Source organism: Streptomyces sp. RPA4-2 (genome assembly GCF_012273515.2).
In the GTDB taxonomy this organism is placed as follows: domain Bacteria; phylum Actinomycetota; class Actinomycetes; order Streptomycetales; family Streptomycetaceae; genus Streptomyces; species Streptomyces kaempferi.
Map to the genome: position 1 here is coordinate 6,875,775 of NZ_CP050975.2, position 16,045 is coordinate 6,891,819.

Sequence of the window (16,045 nt, forward strand, 5' to 3'; positions counted from 1 at the left end):
GGTCAGGGGACCGGCAGCGCCTGCTCGGCCCAGATCGTCTTCCCGGCGCAGGTCGTGCGGGTGCCCCAGCGGTCGGTGAGCTGGGCGACGAGGAGCAGGCCGCGGCCGCCCTCGTCGTAGCTGCGGGCCCTGCGCAGATGGGGAGAGGTGCTGCTGGCGTCGGAGACCTCGCAGATCAGGGCGCGGTCGCGGATGAGCCTGAGCTGGATCGGCGCGCCGCCGTAACGGATGGCGTTGGTGACCAGTTCGCTGACGACCAGTTCCGTCACCGTGGCGATCTCGTCGAGTCCCCAGCGGGCCAGCCGGTCGGTCGCGTACTGCCGGGCGTCGGCGACCACCGCCGGATCGGCCGGCAGGTCCCACAGGGCCACCTGTTCGGCGTCCAGGGCGCGGGTGCGGGCCAGCAGCAGAGCCACGTCGTCGGTGGGGCGCTGGGGGAGCAGGGCCTTGAGTACGTTGTCGCAGACGTCCTCCAGGGTTCCGGCGGGGGTCGCCAGCGCCTCGCCCAGGAGGGTGGTGCCCGCGTCCACGTCGAGGTCGCGGGCCTCGACGAGACCGTCGGTGAAGAGGGCGAGCACGGTTCCCTCCGGCAGGTCCAGCTCGGTGGACTCGAACGGGAGGCCGCCGACCCCGAGCATCGGTCCCGCGCTCACCTCGACGGCCCGGACGGTCCCGTCGGGGAACAGGGCGACGGGCGGCGGGTGCCCGGCGGCGGCGATCGTGCAGCGCCGGGAGACCGGGTCGTAGACCGCGTACAGGCAGGTGGCGCCGATCTCGCCGCCCGTCGCGCCGTCGTCGCCCGCGAGGTGTCCGACCAGGTCGTCGAGGTGGGTGAGCAGCTCGTCCGGGGGCAGATCGACGTCGGCCAGCGTCCACACCGCCGTGCGCAGCCGGCCCATCGTCACGGAGGCGTGGATGCCGTGTCCGACGACATCGCCGACGACGAGTGCCACCCGGGTCCCGGACAACGGGATCACGTCGAACCAGTCGCCGCCGACACCCGCCCGGGACAGCGCCGGAAGATACCGGGAGGCGAACTCGACCGCCGCCTGGCCCGCCATCGCCTGCGGCAGCAGACTGCGCTGCAGGGCCAGCGCGGTGGTGCGCTCCTTGGTGTACCTGCGGGCGTTGTCCACACAGACGGCAGCCCGGCCGGCCAGCTCCTGCGCCAGCGTGGCGTCGTCCCGGTCGAAGGGGTCGGGGTTCTCGGCGGTGAGCAGCCGGGCGAAGACCGCCACCCCCAGGGTCGTACCCCGCGCCACCAGCGGTACGGCCATCAGCGAGACGGTGTGGTGGGTCGCCTGATGCAGCTTGGCGGACCGGGAGCCGTGCTGCGCGAGCCAGGTGTCGACCCCCGGATCGCCGGTCCCGGCGAGCACCGCACGGCCGGTGGCCAGGGCGCGGGCCGGCGGGGAGAAGGGCGGGTAGACGTCCACCGCGCCCAGGTCGACCGCGGCCTCCGGCACCCCGGCGGTGCGGGAGTGGTGGGCGACGCGGCGCAGTTCCACCTCGGCGTCGACCGGCCCCACGGCCGGTTCGTCGCCCCGGAGCACCGAGTCCAGCAGGTCCACGCTCGCGAAGTCCGCCAGCTTGGGCACCGTCAGCTCGGCCAGTTCCCGGGCGGTGTGGATCACGTCCAGCTTGGTGCCGATGCAGGTGGCGGCCCTGTTCAGCAGGGCGAGCCGCTGCCGTGTCCCGTACTCCTCGGTGCTGTCGAACGCGGCGAGGCCGACCCCGAGCAGCTCCCCGGCCGGCTCGCGCAGCGGCCACATCTCGACGTTCCAGGCGTGCGTGCGCGGCCCGGAGGGGGAGCGGGTCCAGCTCTCGTAGTGGACCGGCCGTCCGGTCTCGACCACCTTGCGCAGATGGTGCAGGAAGCCGCGGCTGAGTTCCGCGTTCTCCACGGTGTCGGGAAAGAAGCGGTGGCGCACCTCGGCCTCCCGGACTCCCAGGATCCGGCACGCCGTGTCGTTCACCCGCAGATACCGCTGTTCGGTGTCGAAGACCGACATCGGCATCGACGACTGGGTGAAGGCCAGCTCCCCCAGCATCCGCCCGCGCTCGTCCGGCGCCGCGGTGATCACGTATCCCCGTTGTTCGCCGTGCTCGCCCTGGAGCGGGCAGACCCGCAGGGCCAGTTCGCTGCGCCGGCCGTCCCAGTGCCGTACGGCGACGATCGCGCCGTGGCTCGTGCGCAGGATCTGCCAGGCCGCGGCGGCGTCCCCGTCCACCAGGGCCGACACCGGACGTCCGGTGATCTCCGCGGCGGCGTAGCCGGTCAGCAGGCGAGCGCCCTCGCTCCAGCCCCTGACGACACCGTGGGCGTCGACCACCACCATGGCGTCGCCTCTCGCGGCCGCGCGCCCCGCATCGCCCGGCAATATCACCATATGTACAAGCATGCGGTGATCGGCCAGTCGCATCAACCCAGGGGCCGGAGCGGACGCCGGGCGCGTCCGGGTGCCGCGCGCACGATGACCAGCGGGAGCTGCCCGTGCAGCACGTCCGCCCGCGGCAGCCGCAACCGGAGCGTCCGCCGCTTTCGCCCCGGCCGCACTGTCCTGTGCCCGGTCGGGGCGGGCGCTTTCGCCGGCCCTTCCGAGCCCCTTGGGCTACGCCTTCGTCGGCGTGGTCTGCCGTTGCCGGCGCCCGCGCAGCAGACGCCTGCGCGGCTCCTGGTCGGGAAGCCAGCCGAAGGCCATGCAACTGCCGACCGCTCCGAGGATCAGGCCGAGGAAGAAGCCGCCGAGGTTGGAGGTGAGCCAGGTGCCGAGCGACAGAAGGATGCCGAGCAGCGAGTAGAACAGCCGCTGCGCGGGGTTGAAGAGGATCAGCAGACCGCACACGAGCATGACCGTCGGCAGCAGATAGCCCGCCACGCCCTGCACGCCGATGTGCATGACGACCTTGAGTGACGCCTTCTCGGTCAGGAGGATCTCCGCACCGCCCAGGGTGAGCAGCAGCCCGCCCCAGAAGGGGCGGCGCGCGCGCCACTGCCGGAAGCCCGACCTCGGATTCCGGAGCCGGGACATCAGCAACCCGTGCCGCTGAAGCGGAGCTTGAGGCCCGGAAGTTTGAACACCGCTGCGGTGGTGGCGTAGTTGGTCTGCCGCAGGTTGCCGATGTGGACGGTGTCGGCCTGCTGGCTGAAGACGCCCTTGTTCCCCTGGACGCCGGCCTTGTCGAGCGTGCTCGCGTCGTTGCCGATCTCGATGTTCCCGAAGGACGCGTCGCCCGACAGTTCGGTCGAGCCGGTGGTCAGGTCGGTCGCCTGCACCTTGTCCGAGCCGCCGCCCGCGGTGATGACCAGGTTGGTGCCGCCCAGGTCGACGCTCTGGCACAGCTTGGTGAGCGTCGCGTTCTTGATGGCGGAGGTGACGACCAGGACCTGGCCGCCGGTGTCGCCGGCATTCGGGCTGTCCTCGGCCATGTTGTCGAGGTTCCCGAACTGCTCGAAGCCGGTGCCGTTCAGCTCCGTGGCCGTCACGACGAACGGCATGCCGGAGATGGCGAACTGCACGCCCAGGGCGCCCTGGGCGGTGAGGATCATCAGTCCCGCGGCGATCGCGGTGGCGGGCACCGCCATCACCGCGGAGCGGCGCAGACGGACCCGCCCGCGTCGGTCGGAACCGCTTTCGGGGTTCACGGGGGTGGGACCGGTGGACGCCGTGGCGTCCGAGGACGAGGCCATGTTCTGCTCCCTGGACATAGTCAACGCAGGTGCGGCTTGAGCGGCACGTGTCCTGGCGCGGACAGGGCTGCCGCGAACGCCTCCTCACGACTCCCGGCGGTCGCAAGGGCTTTCTCGTTACGCAGCAGTAGCCTTCCTGGAAGTTACCGGGGGTTACATTCGCGGGTCAAGGGACTTGTGGCAAGCGGATGTCGATTGTGTGGCATCTGTGTGCACGGCTTTCCGCCGCCGACCCGCTGACCTCCAACTTCCTTACTGTGCCTTGACGTTGACCATCCATCAGGTCTACAACTCAGCCTTGTTTCCGATGGATCCGTGGCGCCGGGTCCGTCAGCGCGGCGCATGTCACCCTCCCGGCCCCCGCCCCCTGCGGCGGGGCGTGCGTGACACCTCTGAACGTCCCGTGCGCTTCCTCGTCACCGTCGTCACCCCCCACGGCACCGGCACGGCTGCCTTCCCCCCTCGGCCGCGCCCGGTAGCCCCTCGCCGCTGCCGGTCCGTCGCGTACGGAGAAGACGTCACGGGTAGGCAGTGGCCTCCAGCTCCGTGTCCACCGGGACGGCCAGGACCATGCCCCCCGGTGAACCCGGGACCGCACCTCTCTCCGAACCAGGCCCCGCACCCCCGTCAGATCAGAAAGAGGCTCCCCCATGCGTACGCGATCCCTGTTCGCCCTCGTCGGTGTCGCCGCGGCACTCTCGGTCTCCGCGATCTCCCCCGCCTCCGCCGACGACACCCCGGTGCTCACCGCGGGCGGCGCCGCCGTCGCCACCGGCGATGTGCTCACCGCCTCGCTGGCGAGCGGCACCAAGGCCACCCTCTACTCCAGCAGCACCGGCACGAGCGGTGTCTCCTGTGCCGCGTCGGCCTTCACCGCCACGGCCACCGACAACCCGACGGCCCCCGGCGCCGCCACCGAGTCGCTCACCGGCCACACCTTCGGCAGTTGCACCAGCAACGTCATCGGCGTACTCGGCGTCACCGGCGTCACGGTCAACAACCTCCCGTACACCACCACCGTCGCCTCCGACGGCACGGTCACCGTCACCCCGGCGGCCGGCTCGACCATCCAGACCACCGTCGTGCTGCGCACCCTTCTCGGCAGCATCACCTGCGTCTACCAGGCCCCCAGCCTGACCGGCACGGCGAGCAACACCGACAACAGCATCACCTTCACCAACCAGCAGTTCGCGAAGGCCTCGGGCTCGTCCCTGTGCTTCAGCAACGGCTACTTCACCGCCAAGTACGCCCCCGTCACCGACACCACCCAGCCGGGCAGCCCGGTGGTCACCGTCAACTGACCGACCACCGGACCACGGTCACCGCCGGCGTCGCAGCGTGAGCGCGACGCCCGCGGTGAGCAGGAGGGCCGCCGCTCCCCCCGCCCCCGCGACGAGGGGGAGCGAGCCGCTGCCCCCGGACGAGGTGTCGGCGGCCGGAGTGAGGTGGTCGGGCGCGGACACCTGCGCCGCGGACGGCGCGGCCGACCGTGAGGGCGTCGGGGACTGCTCGGCCGGGGACTTCGTCGGCTCCGCGGCCTTCCCCGCCGCACGGCCGGGTGCGGTCGTCCGCGGCGCCGGTGCCGTCGTCGACGCCGCCTTGCCGCCGCTGCCCGCGCCACGGGCGGCGGCGGGGAAGACCACGTCCGAGCACGAGTAGTAGGTGTCCGTCGTGCTCGTGTTCTGCCAGATCGTGTACAGCATCTGACGGCCGGTGCGGTCGGACGGGAGCGTGGCCCTGATCCGGTAGGCGCCGTTCACCAGCGCCGGGTCGGTCGCCGTGGCGAACGGCTTGGTCGGCAGGTCGGACCAGGTCAGGGGCTTGGACGGGTCGTAACCCGGCCTGCTCAGATACAGCTTGAAGGTCCCGGTGTGCGGAATCGTCGAACTGTAGGAGAGCGTGAAGGCCGCGCCCGGTGTCATCCGGGTCGAGGGCCAGTCGGCGCGGGCGAGGTCGAGTCCCTTGTACGCGGGCAGGTTCCCGCTGCACAGCTTCCCGTCGGGGATCACCTGCCGGTCCCTGCCGTTGACGCCGGCGACCCGGAGGTTGTCCCACGCGGTGAAGGGCGCGCCGTTCGCGGTGATCGCCGCCCGGCAGGCCGCGGTGCGGTTGTTGCTGCCGCCCTCGGGGGAGCAGGCCACCACCCGGCTGACCGGATCCGTCGGCGCCCCGTGCGCCTGGGCCGGTCCCGCGGCCCACGTCAGCAGGAGCAGCGGTGCCGCCGCGGCGACAGCGGCCGCGGTGGCGGTGCGGTGTGCGGTCATCCGGTGGGTCTCCTCGACGGCTGGGGATGCGGGCGCTGCCGTACCGCGTCTCGCGGCGACGGCCGCAGGGCTGCGCTGCACGACGGCCGCAGGGCTGCACTGCAAGGTGAAGTACGGGGGCGCGCGGCCGTGTGTTCAGTTCCGGAGTGCGCCGGTGTACGGGGGCGCGGCCGTGTGTCCGGATCGGAGATGCGGCGCGGGGGCGTGCCGCCGGGTGCGTGAAGGAGCGTCTCCAGCGGGCCGGGGCCACCGCCGGGCGGGGGCCGACGCGCCGCCGCGGCCCGCTGCCGGCTCGGCCGGTACCGCGGCCGCGGCCGGTACGGTGAGCCGCATGTCTGAGCCCGTCGCTTCCGCCGAATCCCCTGCTCCCGCCGGCGCGCCCGTGATCCTCGGCGACGTACCGGGCTCGTTCCCCCGGAGCGTGCTGGCCGAACGGCATCCGGCGCTCATCCGGAAGGTGCGGGACGCCTTCCCGTACGGCCCCGAACAGCGGCGCGCGCTCGACGCCCTGCTGAAGAACTCCGCCGAGGGTGTCATCGAACCGCTCGGCGAGCGGGCGCCGGACCGCGAGCAGTGGGAGGCCTGGGGCGGCCGGGAGTACTTCGGCCGTCCCTGGTTCGACGTGCCCTTCCTCTGGTCCGAGAGCTACTTCTACCGCCAACTCCTGGAGGCGGTCGGCTACTTCGACCCCGGCCCATGGCAGGGCATCGACCCCTTCCGGCCGTTCAAGCTCGCGGAGCTCGACACCCCTGAGGCGGACGAGGAGCTCGCCGCGCTCGACGAGCTGGCCGGCCGTCCGATGGCGGAACAGGGGGAGGCGCTGCTGCTGGGATCGCTGTGGGGCAACCGCGCGGACCTCGGATTCCGCCTCGCGGCCGCGGCCGACGAGACGGCCGCCGACTCCCAACTGGTCGCGAACGAGGGCGAGATGCTTCGATCCCTGTTCACCGGCGGCACTCTCTGCGTGGTCGCGGACAACTCCGGCCGGGAGCTCGTCCCCGATCTGCTGCTCATCGACCACCTCCTGCGCGGTCGTCGCGTCGAGCGGGCCGTCCTGCACGTGAAGCCGTACCCGTACTACGTCTCCGACGCCACCACCGCCGACGTGATCGACGCCCTGCGCCGCCTCACGGCCGCGCCCGGGGCGGCCGGAGCGTCGGGACACCGCCTGTGGTCGGCGATGACCGACGGCCGCCTCACGGTCCGCGCCCACCCCTTCTCCTGCGCCCCGCTGCCCTACGCCGACATGCCCGACGACCTGCGCCGGGACTTCGCGGAGGCCGACGTCACCCTCATGAAGGGCGACCTGAACTACCGACGCCTCGTGGGCGACCGGCGCTATCCGGCCACCACCCCGTTCGCCGGGACGACCGCCTACTTCCCGGGTCCGGTGGCCGCGCTGCGCACGCTCAAGTCCGACGTGGTCGTCGGTCTCGACCCCCGCACCGAGACCGCGCTCGTCGCGGCCGAGGACCAGCGCTGGCGCACCGGCGGCACCCACGCACTGATCCAGGTGCGGCGCTGAGACCGTGGGCTCATCCCAGGTGCACGGGAAGTGACTTGAGGCCGTTGATGAAGTTCGAGACGAGACGGCGCGGGGCTCCGGCCGTGGTCAGTGACGGCAGGGCGCGCATCGACTCCTCGTAGAGCACACGCAGTTGCAGCCGCGCGAAGTGCGCGCCCAGGCAGACGTGCGGCCCGTCGCCGAAGGAGACGTGGGGGTTGGGGGAGCGGGCCAGGTCGACCCGGTGCGGGTCGGTGAAGACGCGCTCGTCGTGGTTGGCCGAGGCGTGGAAGACGACCACCTTGTCGCCCGCGCGGATGCGCCGCCCCGCCAGTTCGGTGTCGACGGCCGCCGTACGGCGGAAGGTGAGGACGGGCGGGTGCAGACGCAGCAACTCGTCCACCGCGGTGTCGAGCCCGACCTTCCCGGAGCGCAGGGCGGCATACGCGTCCGGATGCCGGGCGAGCGTCAGAAGGCCGCCCGGAGCCGCGCCGCGCACGGTGTCGTTGCCCGCGACCGTGAGCAGGAAGAAGAACATCTCCAGTTCGGCCGGGGCGAGTTCGGGGTCGGTGGCGAGGGTGGTCAGCACATCGTCACCCGGATGGGTCCTCTTGTGGAGCGCCAGCTGGTGCGCGTAGGCGAACATGTCCCGCAGCAGGGCGGGGGAGCGCGGATCGACGGGCCTGCCGTGCGCGTCGTGGACGGGCTCGCCCGCCTCGTCGGGGTCCTGGTAGCCGATCACACGACGCGTCCAGTGCAGCAGCAGGCCGCGGTCGCTCTCCGGTACGCCGAGCAGGTCCGCGAGGTTGAGCAGGGCGTAGTCGTCGGTGACGGAGGCGACGAGGTCGCAGCGTCCGTCACCCGCGCGGGCCTCGCGGACCGCGCCCTCGAGCAGGGCACGGGCCCGTCCGCGGACGGCCGACGTGAAGTGCTGGATCCGGCGGGGTGTGAAGGCGCGGCTGACAAGACGCCTCAGCCGGCCGTGGTCCGGAGGGTCCTGATTGAGCATCATCCGCCGGATGAACGGCAGGTCGTCCGGGTCGGGGTCCCGGATCTGGGTCGCTCCGAGACACGAGGAGTACGTCGCCGCGTCCTTGAGGACCCGGACCACGTCCGCGTGCCGGGTCACCGCCCAGAACCCGGTTCCGGCGGGCCAGCCGAGCACCTCGGGTTCGTCCTGCCAGGCCACGGGGTGATGGTCGCGCAGCGTGCGATAGGCGGCGTGCGGGACCGCGTCGGCGTACCGCCGGGGGTCGAACACGTCGGGGACGGGCGGCGCGGTCTCCCGTAGGCTCACGCCTCGCCCCCGGCCCTGTCCGCGTCGGCTTCCTCCGCGCGCAGGAAGGACTCCACCACGCCGATCAGGTCGAGCGGGCTCTCGTCCATCGCGTAGTGCCCGGTCCGGGCCAGTTCATGGAGTTCGGCGTCCGGGTACCAGCGCATCCAGGTCTCCCGCATCAGGGCCGCCGACAGGGCGGGGTCCAACGCGCCCGTGACGGCCAGTGCCGGCACCCGTGCGCCCTCGACCTCGGCGTGGAAGTCCGCGCCGGCCCACGAGTCCAGATAGGCGCGGAACGCCTTCGGGTCGCTGAGCGCCAGCGACCGTGTCACCATCCGGTCCAGCCAGGCCGCGGGCAGCCGGCCGCCGGTCGTGACGTCCATGATGGTCCGCCGGTTCTCCGGCCGGTGCGCCGCGTCCGCGAACAGCTCCCACTGGTCCTCCGGCAGGGACAGCCCCGACGCGGGCACCGGCGAGACCCCGACCAGCCGGCGCAGCCGGTCCGGGGCGAGCGTGAGCACGCGCTGCGCGACGGCGCCTCCCATCGAGTGGCCGATCACCGAGAACCGCGCCCACCCCAGCCGGTCGGCCAGTTCGACGACATCGGCGGCCGCCTCGGAGGTCGTGTACGCGCCCGCGACGTCCCTCGCTTCCCCGTAGCCGCGCAGGTCGACCAGCGCGTACTGGAACGCGGTGCGGTCGAGGTCGGGCAGCACGGCCGCGTACGCGGACCGGTCGGCGAACCAGCCGTGCACGGCGATCACCTTGTGGGCGCCGTCGCCGTGCACTTCATGAGGAAGCACGAAGGAGGTCATGCGCCCACGGTGACGCCGGGCGCCCGCGTCGGCAAGAGCGCCCGCGGACGACCGGCTGACCACCGGGGAGCGCCCGACGCGCGACGGGACCGACCGCCACCGTGCGCCCGCGGGGTGGGCGTCGTCATCGATCGGCCTGAACCGACGCGACCGACGCGACCTCCCGGACCGAGCTGAACAGGCCGGGCCGGACGGGCTGTTTCGTACGGATTCACGCGATGGTGTGATCATGTCCCGGTGGGTGGATGTGCCCGGAGGGCCATGGGTAGGGCCCGGCCATGACGCAGCCGTTCGAACTCCCGCACTTCTACATGCCGTATCCCGCGCGGCTGAACCCCCACCTCGACGAGGCCCGTGCCCACACGGTCGAATGGGCCCGGGGGATGGGCATGCTGGAGGGCTCCGGCATCTGGGAGCAGTCCGACCTCGACGCGCACGACTACGGCCTGCTCTGCGCGTACACGCACCCCGACTGCGACGGGCCGGCCCTCTCGCTCATCACCGACTGGTACGTGTGGGTCTTCTTCTTCGACGACCACTTCCTGGAGATCTTCAAGCGCACCCAGGACCGCCAGGGCGGCAAGGACTACCTGGACCGGCTGCCCCTCTTCATGCCGCTGGACCTCTCGACCCCCGTGCCGGAGCCGCGGAACCCGGTCGAGGCGGGGCTGGCCGATCTCTGGGCGCGTACGGTGCCCTCGATGTCGCTCGGGTGGCGCGAGCGCTTCGCGGTCTCCACCGAGCATCTGCTCAACGAGTCGATGTGGGAGCTGTCCAACATCAACGAGGGGCGGATCGCCAACCCCGTCGAGTACATCGAGATGCGCCGCAAGGTGGGCGGAGCCCCCTGGTCGGCCGGGCTCGTCGAGTACGCGACGGCCGAAGTGCCCGCCCCGGTGGCCGGGTCGAGGCCGCTGCGGGTGCTCATGGAGACGTTCTCGGACGGCGTGCACCTGCGCAACGACCTGTTCTCCTACCAGCGGGAGGTCGAGGAGGAGGGCGAACTCAGCAACGGCATCCTCGTCCTGGAGACCTTCTTCGGCTGCACCACCCAGCGGGCCGCCGAGACCGTCAACGACATCCTCACCTCGCGCCTGCACCAGTTCGAGCACACGGCGCTGACCGAGGTCCCCGCGCTCGCCGTGGAGAACGGCCTCACCCCGGACCAGGTCGCGGCGGTCGCCGCGTATACCCAGGGGCTCCAGGACTGGCAGTCGGGCGGCCACGAGTGGCACATGCGGTCCAGCCGGTACATGAACGAAGGCGCCCTGGAGGAGAACCGGCCGTTCGGCGCCGGCGTCCTCGGCACCTCCGCCCTGGACGTCGGCGCCCTGCTCTCCGCCGCCGGGGCCGAGCGGCTGCGCGCGTACACCCATGTCCCGTTCCAGAAGGTCGGCCCGTCGCGACTGCCCGACTTCCTGATGCCGTTCGAGGTGACGCTCAGTCCCCATCTCGACGGGGCCCGGCACCGCCTCACCGACTGGATGCACACCATGGGCATGCTCCAGGAGGGCGTCTGGGACGAGGACAAGCTGGACGCGTACGACCTTCCGCTGTGCGCGGCCGGCATCCATCCGGACGCCACCCCGGACGCCCTCGACATCAGCTCGCGGTGGCTGGCCTGGGGCACGTACGGGGACGACTACTACCCGCTCGTCTTCGGCAACCGCCGCGACCTGGCCACGGCCAAACTGGTCACCGCGCGTCTGTCGGCCTGCATGCCCGTCGACGGCGAGGAGGTCCCCGTCCCCGCCAACGGCATGGAGCGCGGCCTCATCGACCTCTGGCGGCGCACCGCCGCGGGCATGAACACCGACGAGCGGCGGCAGTTCCGGTCCGCGATCGACGTGATGACGGAGAGCTGGGTGTGGGAGCTGTCCAACCAGATCCAGCACCGCATCCCCGATCCGGTCGACTACCTGGAGATGCGCCGGGCCACCTTCGGCTCGGAGCTCACCATGAGCCTGTGCCGGCTCGGCCATGGCCGGAAGGTCCCGCCGGAGGTCTACCGCAGCGGTCCCGTCCGGTCGCTGGAGAACGCGGCGATGGACTACGCGATGCTCCTGAACGACGTCTTCTCGTACCAGAAGGAGATCGAGTACGAGGGCGAGATCCACAACGGCATCCTCGTCGTCCAGAACTTCTTCGGCTGCGACTACCCGACCGCACTTGGCGTCATCCACGATCTGATGACCCAGCGCATGCAGCAGTTCCAGCATGTCGCCGCCCATGAACTTCCCCCTCTGTACGAGGACTTCAAGCTCTCGGGGGAGGTGCGCGAGATCATGGAGGGCTATGTCGGGGAGCTGCGCAACTGGCTGGCCGGAATTCTCAAGTGGCACCAGGAGTGCCGTCGTTACGGCGCCGAGGACCTCGCCCGCCGCGCCCACGGCTTCGTACCGGACCGCGTACCCGGGGTTCCTCTCGGCGGTCCGGGAACCGGCCCCGCGCCGGTTCCGGCCGTTCCTTCCGACTTCCTCGCCTCCCTCGATCGGTGCGCTCCCTCGGTCCCGGCACCGGCACCGGCGGCCGAGGCCGCGCCCGCGCTCCGTCCGCCCGCCGGGGTGGGGGCCGGGGGAGTCGGTGACGCGAAGGCCTTCAGGCTTCCCCGGGGCGCGGGAGCGGCCGCCGAGTTCACCCTGCCGTGGGATCCCAAGGACCCGACGGGCTCGATGGAGTCGGTGAGTGCGGGGGGTTCGACGGGTCGGGTGACGGACCGGCAGGCACCGACCGCTCCGGCGGTGCCGCAGCCGAGGTGACGTCGGCCGTCTCCTCGGCGCGGCTCCGCCCGGCGAACGCCCTGGCCGCCCCGGAGAGGCCCGCGAGCAACTCCGCGGCGGCCGCGGTGACCTCACGGACCTCCTTCGCGGACGTCGCGTCGACGGCGGCGGCCCGGGCGAGCGCGTGATGCTCCTGGACGACGTACACGCCCAGGTTGGTCTCCCGCCACCACGCCGTCGTGTCGTCGCCCGGGTTCGCCAGGGTGTCGCGCAGCGTCGCCAACGTACGGGCGGCCTCCGCGAACCGGTCCTCCGCCCGCTCCAGCCGGGCGAGCCCGAGGAGGGCCGAGACACGGTCGTGGGCCGTGGCCGGCAGCAGCGGCAGCCTCAGACGCTGGGCGCGCAGGGCCTGGAAGGTGTCGCCCAACTGCTCGAACTCGCGGACGAGGGAACCCAGTGGGTCCGCGAGGCGGCGGTCCGGGGTCCCGCCGTCGCGCCCGGCGGTGTACACGCGCAGGTCGAAGTCGTCCAGTGCCCGGATCAGCGCGACGCGGGCGACTTCGGTCAGGCCCTGCTCGCGGGCGAGGCCGGTCCAGGTGAACAGCGGCTCGTCCGCCGGATCGGCGCCGAAGAACGAGTCGTCGAGATCGCGTGCCCATCTCAGCAGCTCGGCCGGTTCCGCGCCCGGCTCGGGCATGCCGCCCAGTCCGCACCAGGTGTCGAAGTCCGTCTCGCGCACCTCCAGGAGCAGCGGCAGGTCCTCCGGGAGGCCGCGCAGGCCCACCAGGACGGTGGCGAGGCGCAGTTCGTCGGTCATGGATGCCTCGGCCTCGTGCCGCAACAGGTGCCGCAGCAGCGGCAGGTCGCCCTCGCGCCGGTCGAACTGGGCCGCACGCAGCGCGAGCGCGCGGCGCGTCCGGTCCCCGGCCACCTCCTCCCACGCGGCGCCCGCCCGCAGCAGCGCCAGGTCGGCGCGGCCCCGCGCGAGGACCGTCTCCCACAGCTGCGGACGGGGGTGCGGGTCCAGGAGGTCGTGGGCACCGCCCTCCTCGGCGCCGAGCAGCAGGAAGTCGGGCTCGGTCCGCGACAGGGCGGTGTGCAGCAGGCCGACGAGCTCCACGGGAGAGCGCTCGGGCAGGCCGAGTCCGGCCCGCAGCTCGCTCCGTTCGGCGTCGATCCCGTAGGACTCCCGGATCCCGTCCTCCGTCTCGGCGACCGCCGCGAGGATCCTCTCCTCCCCGTCGGCCGGCGTGAGCCGCAGGTGGTCGTGCCAGCCGGGCAGCCCGACCAGCACCTCCAGTGCCTCGTCCACGCTGTCGCCGATGACTCCGGCCGAGCCCTCGGAGTCCGCGTACAGCACGGATCCGTCCCCGCACACGAAGTACGTTCCCCCCGTGTCGTCACCCGCTATCGGCTCCAGTGGACCGCCGGAGGCGAGCCGTACGTCCTCGGCGTGCTCCGCCCGGTCGAGGTCGAAGGAGAAGGGGAACGCGGCCAGTTCGGCCAGGCGGGGGTTCTCCCGCAGCAGACGCAGAGCGCGATCGGTCATGTCACCGAACGTAACAGCCGCCACCGACAACGGGACTTCCGGCTTCGCCCGGATGCGGATCTTGCGGCGGGGCGCGCGGGTGGTTCGAACGCGGGTGTCAGTCTCACTCGTTCGTGAATCGTCGTGCGCCGGGGCGCGGGGTAGAGCAACAACCGGGGGCGGTCCGTAGAGCAGCTGCCGGAGGCGATCCATGGAACAGACCGCGTTGCGTCCCAAGCCGATGCCCGGTCAGGAGCCGGGCGGTGACGGCCGTCCGGCGCCCGCCGTCCGGCACCCGCACGCCGTGCGGCGCCGTGGCAGGCGGCTGATGTCCCTGCTCTTCGGTCTCTTCGTCGGGACCGTCCTGGTCCTGTCGGGCGTCGGTCTCGGCACCGTGGGCGCCACGGTGATCGGCATGAGCAGGCTGGCGGACTTGGAGAAGCAGGCCGGCGACGCCAGGACCGGGCACGATGCGGGGCAGGGACAACGGCAAGGACGGGGGCAGGAGGCAGGTAAGCGGCAGGGGCAGGGGCGGAGCCCTGGGCCCGGGTCGGGTGGTGCGAGCGTGGCGCCCCCGTCCGGTTCCGCGCGTGGAGGCGTCGGAGCGGCCACCGGGGCGACGCTCGGGGTCGAGGCCGTCGACGCGCCCAAGGGCGCAGGCGCGCTGATCACGGGTGTCCACAGTCCCGGCCCGGGCTACACGGCCGGTCTGGTCCGCGGAGACGTGCTCGACGCCTTCGACGGGACCCGCCTCGGCTCGGCCGCCGAGCTGGCGCGGGCCGTCGCCGCGGCGGACCCGGGGAGCGCCGTGACGCTCGGGGTGCGCCATGCCGGCGGTGGCCGTCAGCAGCTGACCGCCGTCCCGGGCATCGTGACCTGACGTGGGCGGCGGCGCCTGGCTCGTCCCGGTGTGCGGCCCGGCCCAGGGACCGGGCGTCGGGCGCGGTCGCGAACCAGCGGATCTCGGGTCACAGAGGCATACCATCGTCCATAAGACCCCCGGATCGGCTCCGTGGCCGTCGCGAGCGGCTCGCGAGGGCCACGGCGAAGGGGCAGGATGCTGCCCGTAGCCCCAGGGGGAACTCGGACATGCGGAGGCATGGATGACCGGCACGCCCACGGCCTTCACCGCCGGTGACTACGAGGCCCGTATGCGGCGCGCGGCCGAGGCCGCCACCGCGGCCGGACTCGACGGCCTGCTGGTCGCCCCCGGGCCCGACCTGGTGTGGCTGACCGGCTACCGGCCGGTGGAGACCGAGCGGCTCACCCTGCTGGTGCTGCGGGCCGGACAGGACCCCGTGCTGGTGGTGCCCACCCTGGAGGCCCCGGACGCGGCGGCCGCGGCACCCACGCTGACCCTCCGTGACTGGACCGACGGCAAGGACCCGTACGAGGCCACCGCGTCGCTCGTCGGCGCCGGCGGCCGCTTCGGCGTCAGCGACAACGGCTGGGCGCTGCACCTGCTCGGTCTCCAGAAGCGGCTGCCGGACTCCCGCTACGTCGCCCTCACCGACGCCCTCCCGATGCTCCGCGCCGTCAAGGACGCTGCGGAACTGGAGCGGCTGGCGGCCGCGGGCGAGGCCGCCGACGCGACGTACGAGGAAATCCGGAAGGTTCCCTTCGGGGGACGCCGGGAGACCGATGTCGCCGCCGACATCGCCGATCTGCTCCGGCAGTTCGGGCACTCCCAGGTCGACTTCACGATCGTCGCCTCGGGGCCCAACGGTGCCAACCCGCACCACGAGGCGGGCGACCGTGTCATCGAGCGCGGCGACATGGTCGTCCTCGACTTCGGCGGCCTCAAGCACGGCTACGGCTCCGACACCTCCCGCACGGTCCACGTCGGCGAACCGGACGCCGAGGAGCGCGAGGTCCACGACGTGGTGCGCGCGGCCCAGGAGGCGGGCGTCGCCGCGGTCAGGCCGGGAGCCGCCTGCCAGGACGTCGACCGGGCGGCTCGCGCGGTCGTCGCCGAGGCGGGATACGGAGACCGCTTCATCCACCGCACCGGGCACGGCATCGGCGTCACCACGCACGAACCGCCCTACATGATCGAGGGCGAGGAGCAGCCCCTCGTACCCGGGATGTGCTTCTCGGTGGAGCCCGGCATCTATCTGCCCGGCCGCTTCGGGGTGCGCATCGAGGACATCGTGACGGTGACCGAGGAGGGCGGATGGCGCCTCAACACCACGTCCCGCGAGATGGCGATCGTCGACTGACCGGCGACCGGGAGCACCATGGCGC

The 16,045-nt window shown here is 72.6% G+C and carries 11 protein-coding genes; 5 read left to right on the forward strand and 6 right to left on the reverse strand.

All coding sequences use genetic code 11. The annotated features are described in order from the left end of the window. Positions 1-2: 2 nt before the first annotated feature. From HEP85_RS30095 to HEP85_RS30105, 3 genes are all read right to left on the reverse strand, one after another. Positions 3-2,390 carry a SpoIIE family protein phosphatase gene (locus HEP85_RS30095; protein WP_168530693.1) on the reverse strand — a complete coding sequence of 796 codons (2,388 nt, stop codon included), beginning with the start codon at positions 2,388-2,390 and terminating at the stop codon, positions 3-5. Between the two features lie 222 nt (positions 2,391-2,612). After that, on the reverse strand, positions 2,613-3,032 hold the full coding sequence (locus HEP85_RS30100) for a DUF6114 domain-containing protein (RefSeq protein WP_168530694.1): 420 nt from the start codon (positions 3,030-3,032) through the stop codon (positions 2,613-2,615). Continuing rightward, a complete protein-coding gene (locus HEP85_RS30105; protein WP_168530695.1) occupies positions 3,032-3,691 on the reverse strand; it encodes a DUF6230 family protein in 660 nt (219 codons plus the stop codon). Before HEP85_RS30105 ends, HEP85_RS30100 begins: the two co-directional genes overlap by 1 nt. A gap of 650 nt (positions 3,692-4,341) precedes the next feature. Here HEP85_RS30105 and HEP85_RS30110 point away from each other — a divergent pair. Continuing rightward, positions 4,342-4,992 (forward strand): Tat pathway signal sequence domain protein, encoded by a 651-nt coding sequence (locus HEP85_RS30110; RefSeq protein ID WP_168530696.1) that lies wholly within the window; start codon positions 4,342-4,344, stop codon positions 4,990-4,992. Between the two features lie 18 nt (positions 4,993-5,010). On the opposite strand, the gene HEP85_RS30115 is transcribed toward HEP85_RS30110, so the two are convergent. Beyond that, positions 5,011-5,955: a lytic polysaccharide monooxygenase gene (locus tag HEP85_RS30115; RefSeq protein WP_168530697.1), complete on the reverse strand. Its 945-nt coding sequence runs from the start codon at positions 5,953-5,955 to the stop codon at positions 5,011-5,013. Between the two features lie 331 nt (positions 5,956-6,286). Between HEP85_RS30115 and HEP85_RS30120 the strand changes: the two genes are divergently transcribed. Continuing rightward, on the forward strand, positions 6,287-7,480 hold the full coding sequence (locus tag HEP85_RS30120) for a damage-control phosphatase ARMT1 family protein (RefSeq protein WP_168530698.1): 1,194 nt from the start codon (positions 6,287-6,289) through the stop codon (positions 7,478-7,480). A gap of 10 nt (positions 7,481-7,490) precedes the next feature. On the opposite strand, the gene HEP85_RS30125 is transcribed toward HEP85_RS30120, so the two are convergent. Both HEP85_RS30125 and HEP85_RS30130 read right to left on the reverse strand, forming a co-directional pair. After that, the gene (locus HEP85_RS30125; protein ID WP_168530699.1) at positions 7,491-8,756 is read right to left on the reverse strand and encodes a cytochrome P450; all 1,266 of its coding nucleotides are present in this window, start codon (positions 8,754-8,756) and stop codon (positions 7,491-7,493) included. Continuing rightward, a complete protein-coding gene (locus tag HEP85_RS30130; protein WP_168530700.1) occupies positions 8,753-9,553 on the reverse strand; it encodes an alpha/beta fold hydrolase in 801 nt (266 codons plus the stop codon). Before HEP85_RS30130 ends, HEP85_RS30125 begins: the two co-directional genes overlap by 4 nt. A 278-nt stretch (positions 9,554-9,831) precedes the next feature. On the opposite strand from HEP85_RS30130, the gene HEP85_RS30135 reads away from it, so the two are divergent. The 3 genes from HEP85_RS30135 to HEP85_RS30145 all read left to right on the forward strand — a co-directional run bounded on the left by HEP85_RS30135 (position 9,832) and on the right by HEP85_RS30145 (position 16,020). Beyond that, entirely contained in the window at positions 9,832-12,312 is a 2,481-nt protein-coding gene (locus tag HEP85_RS30135) for a terpene synthase family protein (protein WP_248002120.1), read from the forward strand. 1,700 nt (positions 12,313-14,012) lie between these two features. Then, positions 14,013-14,681, forward strand: a complete 669-nt coding sequence (locus HEP85_RS30140; RefSeq protein WP_168530701.1) for a PDZ domain-containing protein — start codon at positions 14,013-14,015, stop codon at positions 14,679-14,681. Between the two features lie 223 nt (positions 14,682-14,904). Further along, positions 14,905-16,020, forward strand: a complete 1,116-nt coding sequence (locus HEP85_RS30145; protein ID WP_168530702.1) for an aminopeptidase P family protein — start codon at positions 14,905-14,907, stop codon at positions 16,018-16,020. Positions 16,021-16,045: the final 25 nt, after the last annotated feature.

Excerpts from the sequence above, each read along its gene's own strand:
- HEP85_RS30095 (WP_168530693.1), bottom strand. The coding sequence starts at position 2,390 with ATGGTGATATTGCCGGGCGATGCGGGGCGCGCGGCCGCGAGAGGCGAC.
- HEP85_RS30100 (WP_168530694.1), bottom strand. The coding sequence starts at position 3,032 with ATGTCCCGGCTCCGGAATCCGAGGTCGGGCTTCCGGCAGTGGCGCGCG.
- HEP85_RS30105 (WP_168530695.1), bottom strand. The coding sequence starts at position 3,691 with ATGGCCTCGTCCTCGGACGCCACGGCGTCCACCGGTCCCACCCCCGTG.
- HEP85_RS30110 (WP_168530696.1), top strand. The coding sequence starts at position 4,342 with ATGCGTACGCGATCCCTGTTCGCCCTCGTCGGTGTCGCCGCGGCACTC.
- HEP85_RS30115 (WP_168530697.1), bottom strand. The coding sequence starts at position 5,955 with ATGACCGCACACCGCACCGCCACCGCGGCCGCTGTCGCCGCGGCGGCA.
- HEP85_RS30120 (WP_168530698.1), top strand. The coding sequence starts at position 6,287 with ATGTCTGAGCCCGTCGCTTCCGCCGAATCCCCTGCTCCCGCCGGCGCG.
- HEP85_RS30130 (WP_168530700.1), bottom strand. The coding sequence starts at position 9,553 with ATGACCTCCTTCGTGCTTCCTCATGAAGTGCACGGCGACGGCGCCCAC.
- HEP85_RS30135 (WP_248002120.1), top strand. The coding sequence starts at position 9,832 with ATGACGCAGCCGTTCGAACTCCCGCACTTCTACATGCCGTATCCCGCG.
- HEP85_RS30140 (WP_168530701.1), top strand. The coding sequence starts at position 14,013 with ATGGAACAGACCGCGTTGCGTCCCAAGCCGATGCCCGGTCAGGAGCCG.
- HEP85_RS30145 (WP_168530702.1), top strand. The coding sequence starts at position 14,905 with ATGACCGGCACGCCCACGGCCTTCACCGCCGGTGACTACGAGGCCCGT.